The following is a 23,775-nucleotide window of genomic DNA, read 5'->3' as shown; positions in this document are numbered from 1 at the left end:
GCGGCCCGGCGTATGACGGCCGAAGCATCAGAGGATTCGTCATGGCCGATGTCCAGACCGCCGCGACCCCCGTGCCGGACCGGCGCGCCGAGGTGACCACCTATTCCGTGATTCTGGCCATCAGCCTGTGCCATTTCGTCAACGACGTGCTGCAATCGCTGCTCTCGGCGATCTATCCGGTGTTGAAGGCCGATTTCGCGTTGGATTACTGGCAGATCGGGATGCTGACGCTGATCTTCCAATGCACGGCCTCGCTCTTGCAGCCGGTGGTGGGGATCGCCACCGACCGCCGCCCCGCGCCGATGTCGCTGCCGATCGGCATGGCCGCCAGCTTCGTCGGGCTCTTGGTGCTGGCCTTCGCGCCCGGATACGGCGTGCTGCTGGCGGGGGCGGCGCTGATCGGGATCGGCAGCGCGGTCTTCCATCCCGAAGCCAGCCGCGTGGCGCGGATGGCCTCGGGCGGGCGGTTCGGGGTGGCGCAGTCGATCTTTCAGGTGGGCGGCAATGCCGGGCAGGCGGCGGGGCCGCTGCTGGCGGCGTTCGTCGTGGTGCCGCTGGGGCGCCCCTCGGTCGCGGCGTTCTGCGTGCTGGCGGCGGCGGGGATCGCCATCCTCTACCGCGTGGGCCGCTGGTATGGCGAGTATGCCCGCACGCGCGGCAAGGTTCTGGCCGACCGCACCCTGCCCTTGCCGCGCAAGCGCATCATCCTCGCGCTGACGGTGCTGGCCTTCCTCACCTTCTCCAAGAACGCCTATATGGCCTCGCTCTCCAGCTACTACACCTTCTATCTGATCGAGAGTTTCGGCGTCTCCACGCAGACCTCGCAGGTAATGCTGTTCCTGTTCCTCGGGGCGGTGGCGGCGGGCACGCTTCTGGGCGGGCCGATCGGCGACCGCTTCGGCACGACGGCGGTGATCTGGTTCTCCATCCTCGGGGCGCTGCCCTTCACGCTGGCGCTGCCGCATGTGGGGCTGGCAGGGTCGGCGGTGCTGACGATGATCATCGGGTTCATCATCGCATCTTCCTTCCCCGCGATCGTGGTGACGGCGCAGGAACTCCTGCCCGGACGGGTCGGGATGGTGGCCGGGATCTTCTTCGGGCTGGCCTTCGGGATGGGGGGGCTGGCGGCGGCGGCGCTCGGTCTGGCGGCCGATGCACATGGCATCCGCGCGGTCTATCACGCCTGCGCATGGCTGCCCGCCTTGGGGGTGCTGACGATCCTGCTGCCGCGGCGGCACGAGTTCGCCCGCTGACCCCTTCCCTTCGCGCGGACGGTTGGCTATACCCCCGCCCTTGAAAACAGGAGTCCGTCCCATGCAAGGCAGCGCGAACCTCAACGTCATGATCAAGGCGGCCCGCAAGGCCGGCCGCTCGCTGGTGAAGGACTTCCGCGAGGTGGAGAACCTTCAGGTCTCCTCCAAGGGGCCGGGCGACTTCGTTTCGCGCGCCGACCGCGAAGCCGAACGGATCATCAAGGAAGAACTGATGACCGCCCGCCCCACCTATGGCTGGCTGGGCGAGGAAACGGGCGAGACCGACGGTCAGGACCCCACCCGCCGCTGGATCGTCGATCCGCTGGACGGCACGACGAACTTCCTGCACGGCCTGCCGCATTGGGCCGTCTCCATCGCGCTGGAGCATAAGGGGGAGATCGTTTCCGGTGTCGTCTACGACGCTGCCAAGGACGAGATGTTCTGGGCCGAAAAGGGCGCCGGGGCATGGATGAACGACAGCCGCCTGCGCGTGTCGGGCCGTCGCCAGATGATCGAGGGCATCTTCGCCACCGGCGTGCCCTTTGCCGGGCGCGGGCCGCTGCCGGCCACGCTGCAGGATCTGGCGCGTCTGATGCCGGTCTGCGCCGGGGTGCGCCGCTGGGGCGCGGCGGCGCTGGATCTGGCCTATGTCGCGGCCGGTCGGTACGACGGCTACTGGGAGCGCGGGATCAACGCGTGGGACATGGCGGCGGGCCTCGTGATCGTGCGCGAAGCGGGCGGCCTCATCTCCGGCATCCGCGAGGGGCAGGACCCGCTGGAAAGCGGTTCGGTCATCGTCGGCAACGAAGGGCTGTTCGAACCCTTCCGCAAGATCATCCGCGGCGCCTGATCCGGTAAGGGGGGCGCGGAGCCCCCTTGCATACGGCCGTATACGGTGGCCATATGTCCCGATCATCCGGGAACCGTATAGGAGCGCCGTCGATGGCCATCAGCATGCCGGCCGAAGCCCCGCACGGGCTGGGCCTGTCCCGTGGGCGCCGTCAGGTCATATTCGCCTTCCTGATGCTGTCCATGTTCATGGCGACGCTGGACAATCAGGTGGTCGCGACGGCGCTTCCCTCCATCGTCGGCGATCTGGGCGGGATGGAGCAGTTCGGCTGGGTCGCCGCCAGCTACCTTCTGGCGCAAAGCACGGTGATGCCGATCTACGGCAAGCTCGGCGATCTCTTTGGCCGCAAATACGTCATGATGGCGGCGGTGGCGATCTTCATCGCGGGATCGCTGGCCTGCGCGCTGGCGCCGACCATGCCGCTCTTGATCGCGGCGCGGGCGCTTCAGGGCCTTGGCGGCGGCGGGATCATGGTGTCCATCTTCGCCATCAACAGCGACCTGTTCGAACCGCGCGAGCGGGCGCGCTATCAGAGTTTCTCCAGCCTCGTGCTCGTGGCCTCGGGCAGTCTGGGGCCGACGATCGGCGGGGTGCTGACCTCCACCTTCGGGTGGCGATCGATCTTCCTCATCAACGTGCCGGTGGCGGCGGCGGCGCTCTTGGGGCTGCATCTGCTGCTGCCCTATCTGCGCCCGGCGCGCCAGCCGCGCATCGACTGGGCCGGGGCGCTGACGCTGGCGGCGGCGATCGCGGCGATCGTGCTGCTGGCGGATGGGGCACAGCTGTTCGGGGCGCTGATCTCGTGGCCCTCGCTGGGGCTGGTGGCGATCGCCGTGCTGGCGCTGATCGCATGGGTGCGGATCGAACGGCGTGCGCCCGAACCGATCATCCCGCTGACGCTGTTCCGCGATCCGGTCTTTCCGCTGATGCTGCTCGTCGCGCTCACCTCGGGCGGGATCGCGATCGGGATGGTCAACTTCCACGCGCTGTTTCTGCAGACGACGACGGGACTGTCGCCCGCCCATGCCGGGCTGTTCTTCATCGCCATCACCGGCGGGATCGCCACCGGCTCCATCACGGCGGGGCGCTACATCTCGCGCAGCGGCGATTACCGCAGCTTCCTTTTGGCGGGGCTGACGCTGTGCACGGTGATGCTGGTGCTGCTGTCGCGCATGGGGCCGGAGACGCCCCGCGCGGTGATCGCGGCGGTGCTGCTGCTTCAGGGCATCGGCATCGGCATGGGCCAGCAGGCACCGATCCTCGGGGCGCAGGCCTCGGCGCCGCGGGGCGATGTGGGGGCGGCGACGGGGGCCGTCACGCTGATGCGCATGGCGGGGGCGGCGCTCGCCATCTCGGCCTATGGCGCGATCCTGTCGGGGCGGCTCGCCGCGCCCGCGCTTCAGGGGCTGGACACGCCGCACCGCTATGCGGCGGCCTTCACCGCCATCTATCTGACGGCGGCTTGCATTGCGGTGGTGGGCCTCGTGGCGGCGATCGTGCTTCGGCCGACACGCCTTGCTGCGGCAAAAAGTACCTCGGGCGGATAAGGGGTTGCACGCTGCGATCACAGAATGTAACGCACCCGTGATGCCAGCATCGGGTCCCTGACCCTTCTTTGCACCACGTCGCAAGAACGCCAGCCATCCCTTGATCCCTTTCATCAGGAGACCGGCATGGCGCGTTCCATCCCTATGTCCACATTGACCCTGATCCTGTGCTCGGCGGCGATGCCGCTGGCGGCGCAGGATGTGGCCCTTCCCAGCACCTCGGACGAGGCGATCGCCCTCGACGAGATCCTCGTACGCTCCTACGAGGAGGAGGTGCTCCAATCGCTCGGCGTGTCCGAGATCACGGCCGAGGATATCGCCAACGGCCCCGTCACCAACGACATCGCCGAACTGGTGCGCAAGCAGCCGGGGGTGAACCTCACCGGCTCCTCCTCCACGGGGCAGCGCGGCAACCAGCGGCAGATCGACATCCGCGGCATGGGGCCGGAGAACACGCTGATCCTGATCGACGGCCGCCCGGTGCTGTCGCGCAATTCGGTCAAGATGGGCCGGGGCGGCGAGCGGGACACGCGCGGCGATTCGAACTGGGTCGCCCCCGAACTGATCGAGCGAGTGGAAGTGATCCGCGGCCCGGCCGCCGCACGCTACGGATCGGGCGCGGCGGGCGGTGTGGTCAACATCATCACCAAGGTGCCGGACACCGAAAGCGTGACCGTCAGCACCCAGTACGACGCGCCGGAATCCTCCAAGGAAGGGGATACCAAGCGCCTCAACCTGACATGGACGAAACCGCTGAGCGATCAACTCGCGCTGCGCTTCACGGCCAACCTGAACAAGACCGATGCCGACGATGCCGACATCAACGCCGATGCCCTGAAGGGGGAGACGTGCTATTTCCGCGGCGCCGTCACCGAATGCAGCGTTCCGGCGGGCAACGAAGGGGTGCGCAACCGCGATTTCACCGGCCTTCTGCGCTGGACCCCGACCGACGCGCATCGCATCGACTTCGAGCTGGGCTATTCGCGGCAGGGCAACATCTATGCCGGCGACACCCAGCTTTCGAGCGGCGATGACGATCCCCTGATCCAGAGCCTGATCGGTTCGGAAACCAACATCATGCGCCGCCGCACCGCCGCGATCACGCACCATGGGATCTACGGGCTGGCCTCCTCCACCAGCTATCTGCAATTCGAGACGACGGACAACACCCGCCTTCTGGAAGGCACCGCCGGCGGCGGCGAGGGGCAGATCAACGCCACCGATTTCGGCACGGTGAACCTGCGCAACATCGCGGCCAAGACCGAATGGGTGCTGCCCGGCCAGATCGGCAGCCATCTGGCGACATGGACCGTCGGCTCCGAGGTGCGGCACGAGCGGCTGAACGATTCGGTGATCGTGGACGGCGCGGTGGATGTCGGCTTCGATTACGGCGACGTGGAGGCCGACAGCGCCGACCGCGATCCCGTCCTCGATCAGACGCTGGTCGGCATCTATGGCGAGGGCAATATCGAGATCTCCGACCGGCTGACCCTGTCGCCGAGCCTGCGCGCCGATTGGGGCGAAAGCTTCGGCGTGAACATCAGCGGCGCGATGAACGCCTCCTACGAGATCAGCGATCGCTGGACGGTGAAGGGCGGCGTGGCGCGGGCGTTCAAGGCGCCGAACCTCTATCAACTCAGCTCCAACTACATCTACGTCACGCGCGGCAATGGTTGCCCCGAAGGCGTGGACGGGCCGTGCTATGTCCTTGGCAACCCGGATCTGGAGCCGGAAACCTCGGTCAATTCCGAGATCGGGATCGCCTATCGCGACGATTTCGGCACGGCGGCGACGCTGACCGCGTTCCACAACGACTATCGCAACCGTATCCAGTCGGGCGATACGCTGATGGCGGCGGCGGACTGCACCTATGATGGGGCGGCCTCCAGCTGCAAGATCTTCCAGTGGGAGAACATCCCCCGCGCCGTCATCTCCGGGCTGGAGGGCAGCTACGCCACCCCCCTGTCCGAGCGTCTGACCCTGACGACGAACCTCACCTATATCCTCAAATCCGAGAACAAGGAGACGGGCGATCCGCTGAGCCTCGTGCCGGAATACACGGTGAATGCGTGGCTGGAATGGCGCGCGACGGACGATCTGACGATCACGCCGTCGCTCACGCATTACGGGCGGATCGAGGCGGCGCAGTACAACGCGCTGACCAATGCCGAGATCGAGGATGCCGAGGATCGCGACCCCTACACCATCGCCAATATCGCGACGCGCTATGCGGTGGATGACAGCTTCTTCATCACCGGCGGCATCACGAACCTCTTAGACAAGGATGTGAGCCGCACCGGCATCGGCGCGAACACGTTCAACGAACCGGGCCGCGCCTATTATGTCGGGCTGACGAAGACCTTCTGACGAGAGGGCGGGCGCCCGATGGGTGCCCGCCGTTCAGTGCTGGGTTTCGGCCACGCGATCCACGTTGAAATGGAACGGCGCCTCGGGCGGCAGAAGCGCGATCTCTTCGGGGATGACCTCCGGCCCGGCAAGATAGACGTTCAGGCCGAAATGCCCGTGCAGCCGCGCCAGACGCTGCGCGCGGGGGGCCGTGATGGCGGCGTGAAAGGCGGCGGGGTCCGGCTCGGCCTTCAGCTCGGCGATCTTGGCCCGGTGCGCGGCCACGCAGGCGGCATGGGCGGCCGCGATCTCGGGATCGGCCATCAGGCGGTCGTATTCGGCCCGAAGGCGCGGCAGGGCACGCTCCATCCGGCGATCCTCCACGACGTTGTGGTTCATGCGGAACCAGTAGGCCATGCCCTGATCGCGGTCCACATGGTTCACCCGGCCCCGGTCGCGCTTCACCAGAAAGCTGTCGGCGGACCGCACGGCGTAGTGGTTCAACGACACGAGATCGTAGCCATAGGTGTCCGTATTCGACCGCCATGCGCTGCGCCATTCGCCTTCGGGCATGGGACGGCCCGAGCCGTTGACCCACTGGATCCGCCGCACCGCCTGCGGGCGCAGCCCCTTGGGCCGGTGCACGCCCAGCTTTTTGAACAGGCCCACATTCTTGAACAGCGTCTTGAACCCCCATGCCTGATGCGGCAAGGGCGACATCTCCCGCGCGGCCTGCGTGAATTGCTGGGTGATGAAACCATCGCGATAGGCGTGGATGTCGGCATTGCCGAACAGCCGCCATGTCAGCGCGATCATGTTCGCATCCGGCACCGCATCAAACAGCGCGTTCAGCGTGCCGTCCCCTGTATGGACGGCGATATATTCGTCCACATCCATGCAAATCGCCCAATCGGCGTTTCGGATCACATCCTCAGAATTGGCGGCATCGAGGGCGGCGTGCTGGGGCTTCATGCCGCTTTCGCGATAGGGGTTCTCGCGCCATTCCACGATGCCCTTGCGCATCAGGAGTTGCAGCAACCCATCCGTCCCATCCGTGCAATCGTTGGTATAGACGAGGAAATCCTCCACCCCGATCGCGCGGTGATAAGCGATCCATTCGAGGATGAATGGCCCTTCGTTCTTCATCGTGGTGACGACGGCGGTGCGGCGGCCCGTCACCTCGCGCGCCGGAAGGTGCTTGGCATTGCCCGTATCGGCCGAAATCCGTTCCGGCTCGGCCCCGAAAAAGCGGCCCATTGCCAGAAGGCCCGCATCCTCTTGCAAGGCCGAGCGGGCGACGATGCGCGACACCTTGCCCGAACCGTATCGCAGCGCCATGCACCGCCAGAAGCCCCAGCGATGCACCACGCGCGGCTTGGCCCCAACGATGCGATAGGGCATCCAGATCACCCCCTGCGGCAGGCGGTCGGGCTGCAGGCACCAGCTTCGATCGTATTCGGAGGCATCGAAGCGCAGGCAGCTATGATCGCCGAAGTCCGTTTCCTCCCGCCGCTGCGCCCATGGGTAGGCGCGCTCTCCGACCAGCAGGATCACCGCCTCGTCCTGCGCGGTCAGCGCGTCGAACACCGTCCGCCCCTCGGCGCCGGGATGCAGCAGATCGGCCAGTTCCAGCCGCGCCACCGCCGCCGCCCGGCCCAGAAAGCGCGCGCGCAGCAGATCATAAAGCAGCGTGAACCCCAAAGGCGCGCTCCACGGGTCGGGTTCGGGCGCGGTCATCCGGTCCTTGCCGGGGGCGTCGGGGGCGTACATGGGATCGGCCTCCGGCCCGGCCCCGGCGCGGCCGAGGGGGGCGTCGAAGCCCAGCACCATCACCGGCCCCATTGCCGCCAGCCGCCCATCCCCCCCGATCCGCGCCGCAAGTTCGGTGCGGAAGGCGGCGGCCGCGTCCGGCGTGCCGCGATGCACGATCAGCGCCGCGTCGGCCCGGTGATGCACCGCGTGCCAAGCAAGCCAGTCCTGCGCATTCGCCGCCGTCTCGCCGTTGCACTGGGCGATCAGCGTGCGCCGCCCCGCAAAGAGCGCGGTTTCGGCCGGAACCGAGGGCAGCGCCGCCGCCTGCCCATTCACCCGCACCCCAAGGGGGCCGGGAACCGGCACCTCATCCTCGTGCACGAAAACAGTGGCATGGGGCACATGGCGGCAGGCGATCATCCCGGCGGTCGGCGAATGCGCAAAGGCGGGGCGGTCTTGGCGCGGCTGATAGACGAACACCTCGCGCCGCGTGGGGCGGTCCGCGTCGATCACCGCCTCGAACAGCAGATCGTCCCCAAGGCGGATCGCGGCGATCTGCCGGGCCAGAACGGGAACGATCGGCGATGACGGGGGACCGGGCTGCGGCACATGAACCTCTGGATTGCATAGGACCATCCAAGGGCTAACCCACGCCCCAGACGATGACAACGCCGTTCCAGAAGGAATTTGGTGGAGTCGAGGGGGATCGAACCCCTGACCTCGTCATTGCGAACGACGCGCTCTCCCAACTGAGCTACGACCCCAACGGGCAGGGTGATGCCCGAAGACGCCCCTTCTGTCAAGGGAGGGGGTGGGGCGAAATGTCACTTGATCGTGCACGGGGGGCCGCGCATTCTCCACCGCATGCGCGACCGTTCGTTCCAGTTTCTGCCGGGGCTAGTGCTGCTGATGCTCCTGTCGGTCGCCTTCGCGGCCGGCACGGCGCTGCGCGCGGCGCCCTCGGCGTCGGAGGTGCGGCTGGAGGCGTGGCTGCTGGAGGGCAACACCCGCGCCGATCTGTGCAACCATGACGGCCCGGACCATGTGCATACGGCGACCTGCTCGCTCTGCCATCTGCTGGCCAGCGGCGATCTTCCGGCGCGCATCCCCGCCCTGATCCCGACCGAGCGGCATATCGCGGCCACCGTGATCCTGCCGCGTACGCAGCGCGCCTTCGGCCGCGCGCGCGATCCCGCCGTTCCCCCGCGCGGCCCCCCGGCCCTGACCTGACCCGTCGAAATCCAGTTTCCATACGCGCCGCCGGCGCATTCAAGGTCATGTCATGTCGCATTCCGTATCCGCGGGCCCGGGGGCCCTGCGCGCGCTTTTGCTGCGCCTTCATTTCTACGCCGGGCTGTTCATCGGTCCGTTCCTGTTCGTCGCCGCCCTGACCGGGCTTCTCTATGTCGCGACCCCGCAACTGGAGGCGTTCCTCTATCGCGGGGCGCTGACCACCGACAGCTCCGGCCCCGCCCGCAGCCTGACCGATCAGGCCGAGGCCGCCCGCGCCTATCTGGACACGCCGCTCGCCGTGTCGGCCGTGCGCCCCGCGCCGGGGCCGGGGCAGACGACGCGAATCCTCTTTTCCGATCCCGCGCTCGGCGCGTCGCAGAACCGCACCGTCTTCGTCGATCCCGTGACGTTGGCGATCCGCGGCGATCTGACGACCTATGGCACCAGCGGGGTGCTGCCGCTGCGGATCTTCCTCGACGATCTGCACCGCAATCTGCACCTCGGCGATTGGGGCCGCTATTACAGCGAGCTTGCGGCCTCGTGGCTGTGGCTGGTGACGCTGGGCGGTGTCGCGCTTTGGGCGACGGCGCCGAAGCGGACGCAGGCGCTGCGGGCGATGCCGCCGGCGCAGCGCCGCCGCTGGATTCACGGCACGCTCGGGGTGTCGCTGGCGGTGGTGCTGATCTTCGTCTCGGCCACGGGGCTGACATGGTCGCAGGCGGCGGGCGGGCGGATCGACATGCTGCGTCAGGCGATGGGTTGGACGACGCCCTCGGTCAGCCTTGCCGCAGGCGCGGCGGGGGGCGAACATGCCCTGCACCACGCCCAAGATCCCGCCCTGCGCGAGGATCGGCTTGACCAGCTCGATGCCGCCGCCGCCGCCGCCAAGGCCGGCGGGATCGACAGCCCCCGCTTTGAAATCCGCCTGCCCCGTCCGGGCCAAGCGTGGATGGTGCGCGAATACGACCGCCGCTGGCCGTCGCAGGTGGATACGGTGGCGCTCGATCCGGCGACGCTGGCCGTGACGGACCGCGCGATGTTCGCCAGCTTCGGCCCGGTCGCCAAGATGATCCGCTGGGGGATCGACATGCATATGGGCATCCTCTTCGGCCTGCCGAACCAGATGCTGATGGCCGCCGTCGCCAGCGGGCTTCTGGTGATGATCGTCCTTGGCTATCGCATGTGGTGGGCGCGCCGGCCCGTCGCCGCACCGATGCCGTTGATCCCCGCCATCCTCGCGCTGCCCGCCCTTGGGCGGCTCGCGGCGCTGGCCTTCGCCCTCGCCCTCGGCTGGGCGCTTCCCGTTCTGGGGATCAGCCTTGCGCTGTTCCTTTTGATCGACATCCTGCGTTGGGCCCGCACGCCCCGCGCCATCATTCCCCAAGGAGAGCTTTGATGTTCCGCACGATCCTGACCGCCGCCGCCCTGCTTCTGGCCGCCCCGGCCTTCGCCCATGACGGGCCCCATGCCATGGTGGAGGTGGCGCATGGCTTCGCCCGCGCCACCCTGCCCGGCGCGCCGGTGGGGGGGGCCTATCTCGACCTCATCAACCGATCGGACAGCGACGACCGCCTGACCTCGGTGGAAAGCGCCGCCGCGGGCCGCGTCGACCTGCACCGGATGGAGATGTCGGGCGATACGATGCGCATGGCCCCGATGCGGGATGGCCTGCCCCTTCCGGCCGGAGAGACGGTGTCCCTCTCCCCCTCGGGGATGCACCTGATGCTTCAGGACCTCGCCGCCCCGCTGCGCGAGGGGGAGACGCTGACGCTGGAATTGCATTTCGAACATGCCGCCCCGGTGACGGTGGACCTGCCGATCCTTGCCCCGAACGCCGACGAAGCGCCGATGCACCACATGCATTAAGGGCGCGGTGCGCGCAGGCGGCCCCGGAACAGACCCCGATGCGACAGCGCCTCGAACATCTCTTCGGGGCCATCGGGGTCTAGGATCTCGTTATCCGCAAGCCATTCCTCGACGGCGTTCAGGTCCGGCACCTCATAGGGCACGAGGCTGCGCCCCCGGCCCCGCAGCGCCTCGATCGCGCGCAGGACGGAGCCATGCTCCGCGACGGCGGCCGCCACCTCTTCGGGGGGGCGGCCCAGATGCTCGCCCAGAAGGTCGTGGCGCAGATCCAGAAGGCGGCGCGACATCGCCCCCGTCGGATCCTGCGCGGCATCCAGCGCCACGTCGCATTCCGAATCCAGCCGCATGGAGCGGTTGTTGAAATTGGACGAGCCGATCCGCAGGAACCGATCATCCACCAGCACCACCTTGGCATGGACGTAGATCGGATTCTCCCCCTCCGTCACGGGGCGGTAGATCGCAAAGCGGCCATATCGGTCATGGCGGCGCAGCGATTCCACCAGCCGGGCGCGGGCGGTGTCCATCGCGATCGGCTCCAGCCAGCCTTCGGCGCTGTCGGGATTGACGATGATGATCTCGGGGCCGTCCGGCTCCTCCAGCCGCCGGGCCATCGCCGCCGCCACCCGGCGCGAGGCGAAATACTGGCTTTCGGCATAGATCACATCCTTGGCCGAGGCCACGAGGTCGAGATACAGCGCCTCGATCTCGCGGATCGGGGTCTGATCGGCCATCTTCGGGCGGCTGCGGGCCACGGCGATGCGGACGGGGCCGGTCAGCGGCTCCAGCCCTTCGGGCCATGCGAGCGGCGCCGCGCCCGAGGGCGCGATCTTTTGCCCCGTCGCGCGTTCCCAGCGGCGGCGCGTCACCTCGGCCAGCGCCTCGGCGGCCTCTCCGTCGCAGAGCGTCGCGCAATCGTGCCACGGGCCAAGCGCCCGCCCCGAGGGGGAGGTCCGCTCCGGTTCGTCGTCGCGGTGGGCGCGGGTGTCCCAGCGTTTCACCGTCATGTCGATGCCGCCGCAAAAGGCAAGGCTGTCATCCACCACCAAGAGCTTTTGATGATGCGATCCGGCGGGCGGATGCACCCCGTCGAACCGAGCGGTGATGCGCTTATGGGCCTTCCACCGCATCAGGTAATAGGCGTTGATCCCGCGCATCCAGTTCTGAAGCATCCCCGAATTCCACTGAAGCAGGCGGATCTCCAGATCGGGCTTGCGGTTCACCAGCCACAGGATGAACTCGCCCAGCGTTTCGGGGGTGCCGTCCGGGTCCTGCGGGTGGTCCAGACGGATGCGCGCGTCGAAATCCCAGCCGATCATGGTGATCGTCCGCTCGGCCCGCATCATCGCATCCCGCGCGATGTGGAAATAGTTCTCTGCGTCGATCAGGACGGCGAAGCGCTGCGCCTCGGCGATGGTCCAGCAATTGCGACCGGGAACGAGCACCTCAGACATTCCTTGCACCTCAGGGGAGATCATTCAGATGGCGGCGGATGAGGGCAATGTTGCGCAGATTGGCGCGGAAGGCCACGTCGAACACGCTGCCCAGCAGCGGGATGGACCCGACGAGCATATCCACCCCGGTATTGGCGCACATATGCAGCAGCACATGGCGCGGCACGCCCAAACGCCATGCCCGGTGGATGATCAGCGCCGAGGGAATCGTCGTCGCCACATCGCCCACGCCCGGAAGCAGGCCGAGGATCGCGTCCCAGCCGAAGCGGATGCCCAGAATGCGGAATTGCGCATCCAGCCCCTTCGCCAACCGGTCGAGCCGTTCGAGTTCGCGCTGCCGTTCCATCACCCCTCCTGTCCGCAGGTCCTTGGGGAAACACCGGTGCGGCGGAACCCGTTCCGTCCGCGGCGCAAAAGTCGTGCCCCCGCCGCACCCGGCGGGGGCCGCCGCCTCAGGCTGCGGCGCGGCGGGCCATGAGCTGGCGCAGCAGCGGCACCGCGAGGAAGACGCAGCCGATCACCGTCGGCACCAGCGCAGGCGCGATCAGCAGAAGCGCCGCCACCACCAAGAGCGCCCGTTCCCACGCATGAAGCGGCGCGAGCATCCAGTTGGTGATCGCCGCCGACAGCGCGAAGATGCCCAGCATCGCCCCGCCCGCCGCCAGCAGGAAGGCCGGCACCGTGAATTCCGGCGTCACCAGCAGCAGCGCGGGCGAGAAGACGAAGACGAACGGCACCAGCGCCTTGCCCATCGACAGGCGGAACGCGGTGTTGCCCGCCTGAAACGCGTTCGCCCCCGCGATCCCCGACGCGGCATAGGCCGCCAGCGCCACGGGCGGTGTCACATCCGCCAGCACGCCGTAATAGAAGACGAAGAAATGCGCGACGATCGGCTGCACGCCCAGAAGGCCGAGGATCGGGGCCGCCACCGCCACCATGATGATGTAGTTCGCCGTGGTCGGGATGCCGCAGCCCATCAGGATGCAGACGACCGCCGTCATCATCAGCGTGAAGAGCAGCGTCAGCGCCGGAATGCCCATCAACTCGAACGGCAGGACCGACAGCAGGCCATGCACATCCTGCGCCCAGCCCGAGGCCAGACCCGTGACCATGTAGGCGATCTTGAACCCGACGCCCGTCAGGGTGACGATGCCGATGATGATGCCCACCAGCGCCGCCGCCGCCGTCACCGACAGCGACTGCTTGGCGCCCAGCACGAACCCGTCCCACAGGCCGCGGGCCGCGTCCTTCATCCCCTCGGTCACGCCGAGGCGCATGACCGATTGCACGATCATCACCCCGATGCAGGCGACGATGGCCCAGAAGGCGGCAAGGAACGGGGTCCGCCCGCTCATCAGCATGGCGATCAGCAGGATCAGCGGCAGGATCGACAGCCACCCTTCGCGGATCACCTTCAGCGCGTTCGGAAGCTCTTCCTTGGTCAGGCCGCGCAGGCCGAGGCGGCGGGCCTCCAGATGGACCTGCAGCAGCACCCCGAAGAAATGCATGAAGGCCGGAACGATCGCCGCCAGCAGGATCGTGGTCAGCGGAACGCCCAGATATTCGATCATCAGGAAGGCCACCGCCCCCATCACCGGCGGCGTGATCTGCCCGCCGGTGGAGGATGCGGCCTCCACCGCCGCTGCGAAATGGCGCTGGTATCCGACGCGCACCATGGCCGGGATCGTCAGCGCCCCCGTCGTCACCGTGTTCGCGATGGACGAGCCGGAGATCGAGCCGAGCAGCGCCGAGGACACCACCGACACCTTGGCCGGACCGCCCGCGAACCGCCCCGTCAGCGCCGAGGCGACGTCGATGAAGAGCTGCCCCAGCCCGATCCGCGTCGCCATCACCCCGAACAGCACGAAGTGGAACACATAGGTGGCGATCACGCCGAGCGCCGTGCCGTAGATCCCCTGCGAGGTGAGGTAGAGGTGGTTCACGATCACCGGCCAGGTTGCGCCCGGATGCACGAAGATGCCCGGCATCGACTGTCCGAAATAGGCATAGCACATGAACAGGATCGCGATCACCGGCAGCGGCCAGCCCATGGACCGGCGCACCGCCTCCAGCAAGGTCACGATCAGGATCGTGCCCATCGCCACATCCAGCGTATTCGGATTGCCGACGCGGAAGGCCAGCTGGTCATAGATCCACGGCACATAGAGCGAGGCGACCGCCGCCGCGATCCCCAGCACCCAATCGGCCAGCGGTAGGCCCAGCGGGGCCAGCAGCCCCGACGGCCGGTCCCGCCGCCCGAAGGCCGAGAAGCTGACGAAGACGAGGAACAGCGTCACCGCCATATGCAGCCCGCGATGCGTCGTGGCGCGCGGGATGCCGAAACCGGCGGTGTAGAAGTGATAGCAGGACAGCAGGAACAGCAGCAGCCCCGACAGGATCGCAAGCGCCGGTCCAAGCGCGCGGAAGCGCAGTTCGGGGTCGAACTTCTCCTCCAAGGCCTTCAGCTCATCCGCGCTGAGCGGTTCGGTGCGGGTGTCGGGCGTGGTCATGTGTCCGTCCTCAGAATATGCAAAACGGGGCGGCACGCATGCCACCCCGTCCCATCGGTGTCGCGCGGCTTACTGCAGCACGCCCGCTTCGCGGTAGAAGCGTTCCGCGCCGGGGTGGAACGGAATGCCGACGCCGTTCACGGCGTTCTCCAGCACGATTTCCTTGCCCTTGGCGTGGCCCGCATCGAACATGCGGCGGGTGTTGTCGTTCCACATCGCCTTGGTGATGTTGTAGATCAGCTCTTCGGGCTGGTTCGCGTTCGTCACCCATTGGGCGCCGACCGAGAGCGTCGTCACGTCGGTGTCCTGCCCCTCGTAGGTGCCGGCCGGAACCGTGTTCGCCGAGAAGAAGCCGTATTCGGCGCGGATCGCCTCCGCACCCTCGCCGTCGATCGGGATCAGCGTCACGTCATGCTGGCTGGCCAGTTCGGCGATCGCGCCCGCCGGGAAACCGCCGACGAAGAAGAACGCGTCCATCGCGCCGTCGCGCATACGGTCGGCCGCCTGATCGGGCTTGAGGTATTCGGCATCCACATCCGATTCCGACAGGCCATAGGCCCCGAGGATGATGCGCGCATCCACCAGCGTGCCCGAACCCGGTTCATCCAGCGACACGCGTTTGCCCGCCAGATCGGCAATCCCCTCGATCCCGGCATCGGCGCGGGCCACGAGGTGGATGCTTTCGGGATAGAGGTTGGCAATCATGCGCAGGTTCTCGACCGCCGGCTGGCCTTCCCAGAGGCCGGTGCCCGTCTGCGCCCAAGTGGCGACGTCGGCCTGGCTGAAGCCGCTTTCCATCGCGCCCGAATTGATCGCGTTGATGTTCCCGACCGAGCCGTTGGAGGCGACGGCCGTGGCGATCAGCCCCGGCACCCCGCAGGAGCCGCCGTCTTCGCAGGCGCGCGAGCCGGGCGGGTTGGAGATGGCGTTCGCGATCAGCCCGCCGATCGGATAATAGGTGCCCGCCGTGCCGCCCGTGCCGATGCGGAAGAAGGCCATGTCCTGCGCCGCAGCAGCCGAGGACAGCACGCCCGCCGCGAGGGCAAGGCCCAGAAGGGGTTTGAAACGGATCGCCATTGCTTCCTCCACGAATAAGCTGCCCTAAGTTTAGGCAGAAGCCCCGGATCACACAACGGTGAAAACGCCCATCCCCGTGCCCTTGCCCCCTGCGACATATCGCGCGCGGGCGTGATGCGCGGGCCGCGACCGCTATGTTCCGGAGCCATGGCCACCCCATCACGGAATCCGGACCGCGCGTGATCGAGATTGCGAAAAGCCTTCATATCGCCGCCATCGCCCTTTGGGCGGCGGGCCTCGTCAGCCTGCCCGGCCTCTATCTGAAGCGCGCGGGCATCGCGGATACGAAGACCCTGCTGCAGCTTCAGACGATCGTGCGCTTCGCCTATGTCGCCGTGATCTCTCCGGCGGCGTTCGTGGCGATCGGCAGCGGCATCGCGCTGATCTTCCTTCAGGGCACGTTCGAGGCGTGGTTTTCGGCCAAGATGACGCTGGTGGCGCTGCTGGCCATCGTCCATGTCCTCAGCGGCCTCGTGGTCATCCGCCTCTTCCGCGAGGGGCAGACCTATCCGCTGTGGCGCTTTGCGGTGGTGATGGTGGCGACGGGGGGGATCATCCTTGCGATCCTGTTTCTGGTGCTGGCCAAGCCGAGCCCGCCCGCCCTGCCGGCGGACATCTTCCGGCCCGGCGCCCTTGGCGAGATGCTCGCCCCCTTCAATCCTTGGGCGAAACCATGAGGCCGATGCCGTGATCGAAGATCAGCTTGCCGCCATGCCAGCCCGCAAGGCCCGCCATCACGCAGCCCAGAAGCGAAAGGATCATGCCATGGGGCAGGACATCCATCCGCTCGGTCAGGCGACCGCCCCAGTTGGTGCCGATGATCGCCAGCAGCACCATGGCGGCGATGGCATGCGCCCAGCTTGCGGCGCGGGCGCGGATGCCGGGCACGGCCAGCAGTTCGACCGTGCCGATGAGGCCCGCCCCCACCCCCGCCAGAAACGCCCCGCCCGAGGACCAGACCCCGACCCGGTGCCAGAACGCATCGCCCGTGAACCAATAGATGAGGTCGATCCCGAAGGTGCAGACCACCAGCGCGATGGGGAAATGCACGGCCATGGCGTGCAGCGGATGGCCCGCGAAGGCGATGGCGGATTCGGTGCTCTTCTCCTCCACCGCCTGAATGACGGGGTTGTCGGCGGCGCCCTGCGTCTCGTGGGCATGGCTCAGGTCTTCGGCGGTGTCGGTCATCGGCGCCTCCTTCGTCGGTCAAGCGCGGCGGGGGCGCTCGGGTTCCCGTTTCTTCTTGCCGGATGCGGGGGGCGGCTGTCCACTTTGGACCCGGCGGGCCCCGCCGCCTTGGGCATCGCGCGGCTGTGGTGGGCGATGCTGGCAGGCTCGTCGCTGATCTTCGCGGTGGTGCTGACGCTCTTTGCGGTGCTGATGCTGCGCCCCGAGGCGGGCCGCCGCATCCCCGCCCGCCGCTGGATCGTCTGGGGCGGGATCGCGCTGCCGCTGCCGGTGATCCTTGCCGTCACCGGCACCGCCCTATGGCAGGGCGAGGCGCTGCGCGCCGGCCCGCCTGCCCTGCGCATCGAGGCGGAGGCCTATATGTGGGGCTGGCGCTTCGCCTATCCCCCCGCCACCGGCTTGCCCCCGACCGAGGGCGTCCTGCATCTGCCCGCCGGACAAGAGGTGGAGATGGTGGTGACCAGCCCCGATGTGATCCACAGCTTCTGGATCCCGCGCCTCGGCGGCAAGATCGACGCCATTCCCGGCCATGCCAACACCCTGCGCCTGCGCGCCGATGCGCCGGGCGACTATGGCGGCGTCTGCGCCGAATATTGCGGCATCGGCCATGTGGATATGAGCTTCACCGCCCGCGCCCATGCCATCTGGCCCCCCGAGGATCTGCCATGACCCCCATCGAACGCCATCACGCGCTGGAACGGATCTGGGGCACGGGGCCGGGGCTTCAGCGCCTTTCGGCGGTGAACCATACGATCATGGGGCGGCGCTTCATGATCGCGGCGCTCGTGTTCTTCGCCATCGGCGGCATCCTTGCGATGCTGATCCGCACGCAGCTCGCCTCGGCCGAGAGCCCGTTCATGGAGGCCGAGACCTATGCGCAGGTCTTCACCATGCACGGCGTGGTGATGATGTTCCTCTTCGCGATCCCCTTCTTCGAGGGGCTGGCGATGTATCTTCTGCCCAAGATGCTGGGCGCGCGGGACATGGCGTTCCCGCGCCTGTCGGCCTATGGCTTCTGGTGCTATGCCTTCGGCGGGGCGACGCTGGTGGTGGCGCTTTTGCTGGGCGTTGCGCCGAATGCGGGCTGGTTCCTCTATCCGCCGCTCTCCTCGGCCACGTTCACGCCGGGCATCCAGTCCGACATATGGCTTCTGGGCATCACCTTCGTCGAAATCTCCGCCATGTCCGCGGCGGTGGAGATCGTCGTCACCATCCTGAAGCTGCGGGGCGCGGGCATGTCGCTCGATCGGTTGCCGATCTTTGCGTGGTACATGCTGATCGTGGGGGGGATGATGCTGGTGGGCTTTCCGCCGCTGATCCTCGGCTCGCTCCTCTTGGAGGCCGAGCGCGCCTTCGGCCTGCCCTTCTTCGATCCGTTGCGCGGGGGCGATCCGCTTCTATGGCAGCATCTGTTCTGGCTGTTCGGCCACCCGGAGGTCTATATCATCTTCCTGCCGGCGGCGGGGGTGCTGTCCACGGTGATCCCGGTCTTTTCGGGCACGCAGCTGGCCGGGTACCGGGTGGTGGTGGCGGCGTTGGTGGCGATGGCCTTCCTCTCGTTCGGGCTGTGGGTGCATCACATGTACACCACGGGCATCCCGCATCTGTCCTTGTCCTTCTTCTCCATCTCCAGCGCGCTGGTGGCGCTGCCGACGGCGGTGCAGGTCTTTGCTTGGCTGGGCACGATGGGGACGGGGCGGCCGCGCCTGTCGATCCCGATGCTGCATGTGTTCGGGTTCTTCTTCGTGTTCGTCTGCGGCGGGTTGTCGGGGGTGATGCTGGCGATGGTGCCCTTCGACATGCAGGTCCATGACACCCATTTCGTGGTGGCGCATCTGCATTACGTTCTGGTCGGCGGTTTCGTCTTTCCCATGATGGCGGGGGCCTATTACTGGCTGCCCCATATCTGCGGGCGGATGCCGGTGCATCAGATGTCGCAGGCCGCCTTCTGGACCATCTTCGCCGGGTTCAACCTGACCTTTTTGCACATGCACCTGACGGGCCTTCTGGGCATGACGCGGCGGTCCTACCGCTATTCCGATCCGCTGTGGGAGGTGCTGAACCTCGTCTCCTCCATCGGGGGATTCGTGACCACGATCGGCTTTGCGCTGCTGGCGCTGGATCTGGTGCTGCTGATGCGCTTCGGTCGGCCGTTCCGCCGTAACCCGTGGGGGGCCGGAACGCTGGAATGGACGACCCCGACGCCGCCGCCCTCCTATGCGTTCGGGGCGATCCCGGTGATCGACCGGCGCGCCGACCGCCTCGAGGTGGAGCGTATGGGTGCGGACCTCGCCGCCGGGCGCGGCCTGCTGGCCACCCCGCGCGGAGAGCTGGAGACGCTGGGCGTCGATCCCATCACCGGCGCGCCGCGACAGATCATCTTCCTGCCGCATCCGACCTATCTGCCGCTGTGGTCGGCGCTGGCGACGATGGGGGTCTTTGCGGGGATGCTGTTCAAGGTCTATCCGCTGGCCATCGCCTTTGCCGCGCTGACGGTGGGCCTTTTGCTGTGCTGGACGCGGGGGCGCAAGGCGCCGGGTGTGCTCGATGCGGGGATGGGGCTGTCCTTGCCGCAGCATCGCAGCAGCGACGATCCGCCCTCGCTCTGGGCGATCCGGCTTCTGGTGGTGGCGGATGCGACGGCCTTCGCCTCGCTGCTGTTCGGGGCGGGGTTCCTGTGGATGTCCGCGCCCGGATGGCCGCCCGAGGATCCGGTGCGCATCGGCGGGATTCTGGCGCTACCGTTTCTGGCCAATGCCGCGCTGATGGTGCTGGCGCGCGGATGGGCGGCGGTGGCGTTGCAGGCGGCGGTGCTGGCGGGGCTGGCGGCGGCGCTGATGCGCGTGGGCGATGCCACCGCCCATGCCGCCCCGGCGACGGTGATGGCGGTGCTGTCCTTTGCGGCGGTCCATGCCGGGATCGGGCTGATCCTCGGCGCGGTGGCGCTGCGCGGCTTTGGCCGCGATGGGGCCATCGCGGCCACATGGCACCGCTATGCGGGCCTCTCGGGCATGCTGGCCGCGCTGTTCCCGCCGGCGCTGTCCCTTCTGACGGGGGCTCCGGCATGAGGGTTCTGATCGCGCTTCTGGGGGGGTTCCTCGTCTGGTCGGCGGCGTTTCTGGCGCTTTACGCCACGCAGGCGACGGGGTGCAGCCTCGGTTGGCCGCGCGGCGTTCTGCGCGCGGTGCTGATCGCGATGCTGGCGGGGTTCGCGCTCTTGTCGCTGGTGCCGCTGGCGCTGGCGCGGCGCAGCGCCGATCCGTTCCTGCGCCGCACGGCCACGCTGACGGGCATCGCCGCCAGCGCGGCGGTGGCGCTGTGCTTTTCCGGCATCCTGTGGATGGCCCCCTGTTAGGGCAGGCGGACCGCCGGTTCCGGCACACCCTGCACGCGCTGCCCGTTCAGCATCGCCGGCACGCAGAAGGTCTTGCCGGCATGGGGTTCGGCATCGCGCTGGCGGTCGGTGAAATCCTCCTGCCCCGTGGTCACGAACAATTCGTCCAGCCCCGGCCCGCCGAAGGCCGGGCAGGTCGTCAGGCTGGCGGGAAACGGGATCTCGCCCAGAAAATGCCCCTCGGGGGAATAGCAGGCGACGCGCGACGATCCCCATTGCGCGCTCCAGAACCGGCCCTCGCTGTCCAGCGTGGCGCCGTCGGGGCCGTGCGGCCCGTCCGACAGATCGAGGAACAGCTCCTCCTCGCCGATGGGCCAGCCCGTGGCCGGGTCCAGCCGGTGCCGCCAGACCTTGTGGCGCGGCGTGTCCGAGACATAGCCCACCCCCCGCGCCCGGTCGAAACACAGCCCGTTCGGCACGGTCATCGGCGCGCGCAATCGGCGCAATTCGCCGTCGTAATAACGATAGAGCGCGCCGCGATCCTCTTCGCCGTTGCGGCCCATGGTGCCGATCCAGAACCCGCCCCACGGATCGGCCTTGCCGTCGTTGGACCGGGTTCCGGTATCCTCCTCCTCCAATGCGACGACGCGGCGGCGGGTGTCATGGCGCAAGTCCATCTCCCACAGCCCGCTGCCCGATGCGACGAAGAGGCGGTCCCGGTCGATCCACCCGGCCGAGGAGACGGCTTCGTGCCATTGCCATGTCCGCCCTTCGCCATGCAGGCGGTGGCCGTGAATGTCGAACCAGAAAAGGGCCTCCCGGACGGGATGCCACAGGGCGCCTTCGCCCAATTCGCAGCGCGTATCATCAAAGATCATGCCGTCCTCCCATCCTTCGCAGCGTAGTGCGCGGCGGGCGCGGGGCAAGCGCGGGGGGCGGCCCGTCATATCGCTGTCATGAACCCGTCACATGGGCGTCGTACCCATACCATAGGCGTGCGCCATCCCGAACGATGAGGACGGACCATGAAACTGACTTCGACGATCGCGCTTCTGGCGCTCGGCATCTCTCCGGTCGCTGCGGCGGCCCAAGGCGTCACCGACATCACGTGGTGGCACGGGATGGGCGGCAAGAACCAAGAGGTGATCAATCAGATCTCTTCGCAGTTCAACGACAGCCAGGATCAGTGCAACCTGACCCCGGTGTCGCGCGGCACCTACGAAGAGGCGCTGTCGGCCGGCATCGCCGCCTTCCGTTCGGGCGAACAGCCGAACATCCTTCAGGTGTTCGATGCGGGCGCGGCCACGATCATCAACGCCCCCGGCGCCGTCATCCCCGCCGAGGACCTGATCAAGCAGGCCGGCTACGACTTCGACCGCGAGGCCTTCATCCAAGGCGTGCGCTACTTCTACGCCGATGCGGACGGCAAGTTCGTGGGCATGCCCTTCAACTCCTCCGCGCCGATCATGTACATCAACACCGAAGCCTTCGAGGCCGCCGGTGTGGAGCCGCCCAAGACGTGGGAAGAGTTCGAGGACGTCGCCCCCGCCCTGAAAGAGGCCGGCTACATCCCGATGACCGCCAGCCAGCTGACATGGATGATGGTGGAGAACTTCTTCTCCCGCAACAACATCCAGTTCGCGACGAACAACAACGGTTACGACTCGATCAAGGGCACCGAGATCAACGTCACCGATCCCCAGCTGGTCCGCATGTTCGAGAAGCTGAAGGAATGGCAGGACGAAGGCTACTACGCCTTCTACGGCGCCGGCTGGGCCGACAACCAGACCCCGTTCGAACAGAACAAGGTGGCGATGTGGATCGGCTCCTCCGGCTCGTTCGGCGGGCTGCAACAGACCGCGCAGATGCCCTTCTCGGCCGAGTTCCTGCCCTATTGGGGCGATATCGAGGGTGCGGGCACCAACACCTTCATCGGCGGCGCGGCCCTCTTCGCCATGTCCGGCAAATCGGAAGCGGAGAATGCCTGCACCGCGGCCTTCTTCCAGTACCTCACCTCGCCCGAGGTGCAGAAATACTGGCACGAGGCGACGGGCTATGTCCCCGTGACCACGGCGGCCTACGATCTGGCCAAATCCGAAGGCTACTATGACGAACAGCCGGTCGCCGAAGTCGGGATCCAGCAGCTGATGCTGGACGGCGGCGAGTGGTCGCGCGGCTACCGCCTCGGTTTCTACCCGCAGATCCGGTCGATCATGGAGCGGGAGTTCAACCGCATCTTCTCCGGCGAGACGACGGTTCCGGACGCCTTCGAGGCGATCAAATCCGAGGGCGACGCCCTGCTGGCGCGCTTCGCCCAGACGGCCGGCTGATCGGCCCGCCCGAACATCGGCGGTCCCCAGCGGGGCCGCCCCCTTCCCTTCCCTGCGGGAGCGACGCTTGGCCGACCTCACCTCCACCCCCGCCACGACGGGCATGATGGCGCGCATCGGCGCCCGCCTGCGCAAAGGCTCCACCGCCGAACCCGCCAAGCGTGTGCAGTTCGATCACAAGACCCTGCCTTGGATGTTCCTTGCGCCGCAGCTCGCGGTGATCGTGATCTTCTTCTACTGGCCGTCGGTGCAGGCGGTCCAATCCTCGTTCTACATCGAGGATCCGTTCGGCTTCGGCTCCGCCTTCGTCGGGCTATCCAACTATGTCGATGCGCTGACGAGCCGGGAATATCGGCGCGTCGCCTCGTTCACGGCGGTGTTCACGGTTCTGGTCACGGCGTTGTCGCTGGTGCTGGGGCTGTTGCTGGCGGTGAAGGCGGATGCAGTGATCCGCGGCGCGGCCACCTACAAGACGCTGCTGATTTCGGTCTATGCGATCGCGCCGCCGGTGGCGGGGCTGGTCGGGATGATGTTCTTCGACATGCATATCGGCCCCTTCGTGCGGCTGGCGGCCTTCTTCGGCTGGGACATGCGCGTGGGCCTCGATTATTTCGACACCGCCTTCGCCATGATCACCGTGTCGGTGTGGAAGCAGATCCCCTACAACTTCATCTTCTTCCTGTCGGGCCTTCAGGCCGTGCCCATGTCCATCCGCGAGGCCGCCGCGATCGACTGCCGCAACGGCTGGACGCGGTTCCGCACCGTGGTGCTGCCGCTTCTGGCCCCGACCGCGTTCTTCCTGCTCATCATCGACATCACCTATGCGCTCTTCGACACTTTCGCGGTGATCGACGTGATGGTGAAGGACAAGCCCGCCAACAACCCGATCACGCTGGTCTACAAGGTCTACAACGACGGGTTCCGGGGCAACGACATCGGCGGCTCCTCGGCGCAGTCGGTGATCCTGATGGTCGTCGTCTTCGTACTGACCATCGTCCAGTTCCGCTTCCTCGAGAAGCGCATCCATTACGGTTGATC

General features: G+C 67.5%; 20 protein-coding genes and 1 tRNA gene. 13 read left to right on the top strand and 8 right to left on the bottom strand.

The annotated features are described in order from the left end of the window. Positions 1 to 41: 41 nt before the first annotated feature. From GR316_RS13020 to GR316_RS13005, 4 genes are all read left to right on the top strand, one after another. A complete protein-coding gene (locus GR316_RS13020) occupies positions 42 to 1,253 on the top strand; it encodes an MFS transporter (protein ID WP_211785550.1) in 1,212 nt (403 codons plus the stop codon). A 61-nt stretch (positions 1,254 to 1,314) separates the two neighbouring features. Beyond that, a complete protein-coding gene (locus GR316_RS13015; protein WP_211785549.1) occupies positions 1,315 to 2,103 on the top strand; it encodes an inositol monophosphatase family protein in 789 nt (262 codons plus the stop codon). Between the two features lie 92 nt (positions 2,104 to 2,195). Continuing rightward, complete coding sequence (locus tag GR316_RS13010; protein ID WP_249218880.1) at positions 2,196 to 3,650, top strand: MDR family MFS transporter; 1,455 nt, start codon at positions 2,196 to 2,198, stop codon at positions 3,648 to 3,650. A gap of 126 nt (positions 3,651 to 3,776) precedes the next feature. Next, positions 3,777 to 6,017, top strand: coding sequence for a FepA family TonB-dependent siderophore receptor (locus tag GR316_RS13005; RefSeq protein ID WP_249218879.1), 2,241 nt, complete (start codon positions 3,777 to 3,779; stop codon positions 6,015 to 6,017). 33 nt (positions 6,018 to 6,050) lie between these two features. On the opposite strand, the gene GR316_RS13000 is transcribed toward GR316_RS13005, so the two are convergent. After that, a complete protein-coding gene (locus GR316_RS13000; RefSeq protein WP_249218878.1) occupies positions 6,051 to 8,357 on the bottom strand; it encodes a glycosyltransferase family 2 protein in 2,307 nt (768 codons plus the stop codon). 79 nt (positions 8,358 to 8,436) lie between these two features. Further along, positions 8,437 to 8,512 (bottom strand) — tRNA-Ala (locus tag GR316_RS12995). A gap of 100 nt (positions 8,513 to 8,612) precedes the next feature. On the opposite strand from GR316_RS12995, the gene GR316_RS12990 reads away from it, so the two are divergent. From GR316_RS12990 to GR316_RS12980, 3 genes are read left to right on the top strand one after another with little or no spacing between them, the layout of a single operon-like run. Next, positions 8,613 to 8,978: a hypothetical protein gene (locus GR316_RS12990; RefSeq protein ID WP_211785546.1), complete on the top strand. Its 366-nt coding sequence runs from the start codon at positions 8,613 to 8,615 to the stop codon at positions 8,976 to 8,978. 52 nt (positions 8,979 to 9,030) lie between these two features. Then, entirely contained in the window at positions 9,031 to 10,377 is a 1,347-nt protein-coding gene (locus tag GR316_RS12985) for a PepSY-associated TM helix domain-containing protein (RefSeq protein WP_211785545.1), read from the top strand. Next, positions 10,377 to 10,847 (top strand): copper chaperone PCu(A)C, encoded by a 471-nt coding sequence (locus GR316_RS12980; RefSeq protein WP_211785544.1) that lies wholly within the window; start codon positions 10,377 to 10,379, stop codon positions 10,845 to 10,847. Before GR316_RS12985 ends, GR316_RS12980 begins: the two co-directional genes overlap by 1 nt. Here GR316_RS12980 and GR316_RS12975 read toward each other — a convergent pair. From GR316_RS12975 to GR316_RS12960, 4 genes are all read right to left on the bottom strand, one after another. Continuing rightward, the gene (locus tag GR316_RS12975) at positions 10,844 to 12,298 is read right to left on the bottom strand and encodes a phospholipase D-like domain-containing protein (protein WP_211785543.1); all 1,455 of its coding nucleotides are present in this window, start codon (positions 12,296 to 12,298) and stop codon (positions 10,844 to 10,846) included. The two genes, GR316_RS12980 and GR316_RS12975, sit on opposite strands and share 4 nt — an antisense overlap. Before the next feature lie 10 nt (positions 12,299 to 12,308). Then, on the bottom strand, positions 12,309 to 12,644 hold the full coding sequence (locus tag GR316_RS12970) for a DUF4112 domain-containing protein (protein WP_211785542.1): 336 nt from the start codon (positions 12,642 to 12,644) through the stop codon (positions 12,309 to 12,311). Positions 12,645 to 12,750: 106 nt separating this feature from the next. Beyond that, positions 12,751 to 14,808 (bottom strand): TRAP transporter permease, encoded by a 2,058-nt coding sequence (locus GR316_RS12965; RefSeq protein ID WP_211785541.1) that lies wholly within the window; start codon positions 14,806 to 14,808, stop codon positions 12,751 to 12,753. A gap of 69 nt (positions 14,809 to 14,877) precedes the next feature. Further along, positions 14,878 to 15,885, bottom strand: coding sequence for a TAXI family TRAP transporter solute-binding subunit (locus tag GR316_RS12960; RefSeq protein ID WP_211785540.1), 1,008 nt, complete (start codon positions 15,883 to 15,885; stop codon positions 14,878 to 14,880). A 179-nt stretch (positions 15,886 to 16,064) separates the two neighbouring features. On the opposite strand from GR316_RS12960, the gene GR316_RS12955 reads away from it, so the two are divergent. Next, positions 16,065 to 16,562 (top strand): CopD family protein, encoded by a 498-nt coding sequence (locus tag GR316_RS12955; RefSeq protein WP_211785539.1) that lies wholly within the window; start codon positions 16,065 to 16,067, stop codon positions 16,560 to 16,562. Here the strand turns inward: GR316_RS12955 and GR316_RS12950 are convergent. Continuing rightward, complete coding sequence (locus tag GR316_RS12950) at positions 16,540 to 17,073, bottom strand: DUF2231 domain-containing protein (RefSeq protein ID WP_211785538.1); 534 nt, start codon at positions 17,071 to 17,073, stop codon at positions 16,540 to 16,542. The genes GR316_RS12955 and GR316_RS12950 overlap by 23 nt on opposite strands. An 84-nt stretch (positions 17,074 to 17,157) precedes the next feature. On the opposite strand from GR316_RS12950, the gene GR316_RS12945 reads away from it, so the two are divergent. The 3 genes from GR316_RS12945 to GR316_RS12935 are packed head-to-tail and all read left to right on the top strand — an operon-like array spanning position 17,158 to position 20,428. Beyond that, positions 17,158 to 17,742, top strand: a complete 585-nt coding sequence (locus GR316_RS12945) for a cytochrome c oxidase subunit II (protein ID WP_249218877.1) — start codon at positions 17,158 to 17,160, stop codon at positions 17,740 to 17,742. Next, positions 17,739 to 20,141, top strand: a complete 2,403-nt coding sequence (gene ctaD, locus GR316_RS12940) for a cytochrome c oxidase subunit I (protein ID WP_211785536.1) — start codon at positions 17,739 to 17,741, stop codon at positions 20,139 to 20,141. The genes GR316_RS12945 and ctaD overlap by 4 nt, the downstream gene beginning before the upstream one ends. Further along, positions 20,138 to 20,428 carry a hypothetical protein gene (locus GR316_RS12935; protein WP_211785535.1) on the top strand — a complete coding sequence of 97 codons (291 nt, stop codon included), beginning with the start codon at positions 20,138 to 20,140 and terminating at the stop codon, positions 20,426 to 20,428. The genes ctaD and GR316_RS12935 overlap by 4 nt, the downstream gene beginning before the upstream one ends. Here GR316_RS12935 and GR316_RS12930 read toward each other — a convergent pair. Next, a complete protein-coding gene (locus GR316_RS12930) occupies positions 20,425 to 21,285 on the bottom strand; it encodes an SMP-30/gluconolactonase/LRE family protein (RefSeq protein WP_211785534.1) in 861 nt (286 codons plus the stop codon). The two genes, GR316_RS12935 and GR316_RS12930, sit on opposite strands and share 4 nt — an antisense overlap. Positions 21,286 to 21,432: 147 nt before the next feature. Here GR316_RS12930 and GR316_RS12925 point away from each other — a divergent pair, with 147 nt between their 5' ends. Continuing rightward, positions 21,433 to 22,737, top strand: a complete 1,305-nt coding sequence (locus GR316_RS12925) for an extracellular solute-binding protein (protein ID WP_390625206.1) — start codon at positions 21,433 to 21,435, stop codon at positions 22,735 to 22,737. Between the two features lie 103 nt (positions 22,738 to 22,840). Next, positions 22,841 to 23,773 carry an ABC transporter permease subunit gene (locus GR316_RS12920; RefSeq protein WP_211785563.1) on the top strand — a complete coding sequence of 311 codons (933 nt, stop codon included), beginning with the start codon at positions 22,841 to 22,843 and terminating at the stop codon, positions 23,771 to 23,773. Positions 23,774 to 23,775 lie beyond the last annotated feature (2 nt).

Origin of the sequence: Falsirhodobacter algicola (assembly GCF_018279165.1) — a bacterium.
Lineage (GTDB): Bacteria > Pseudomonadota > Alphaproteobacteria > Rhodobacterales > Rhodobacteraceae > Falsirhodobacter > Falsirhodobacter algicola.
Note: the sequence above shows the minus strand (reverse complement) of the source record. Positions and strands in the feature narration are given on the sequence as shown.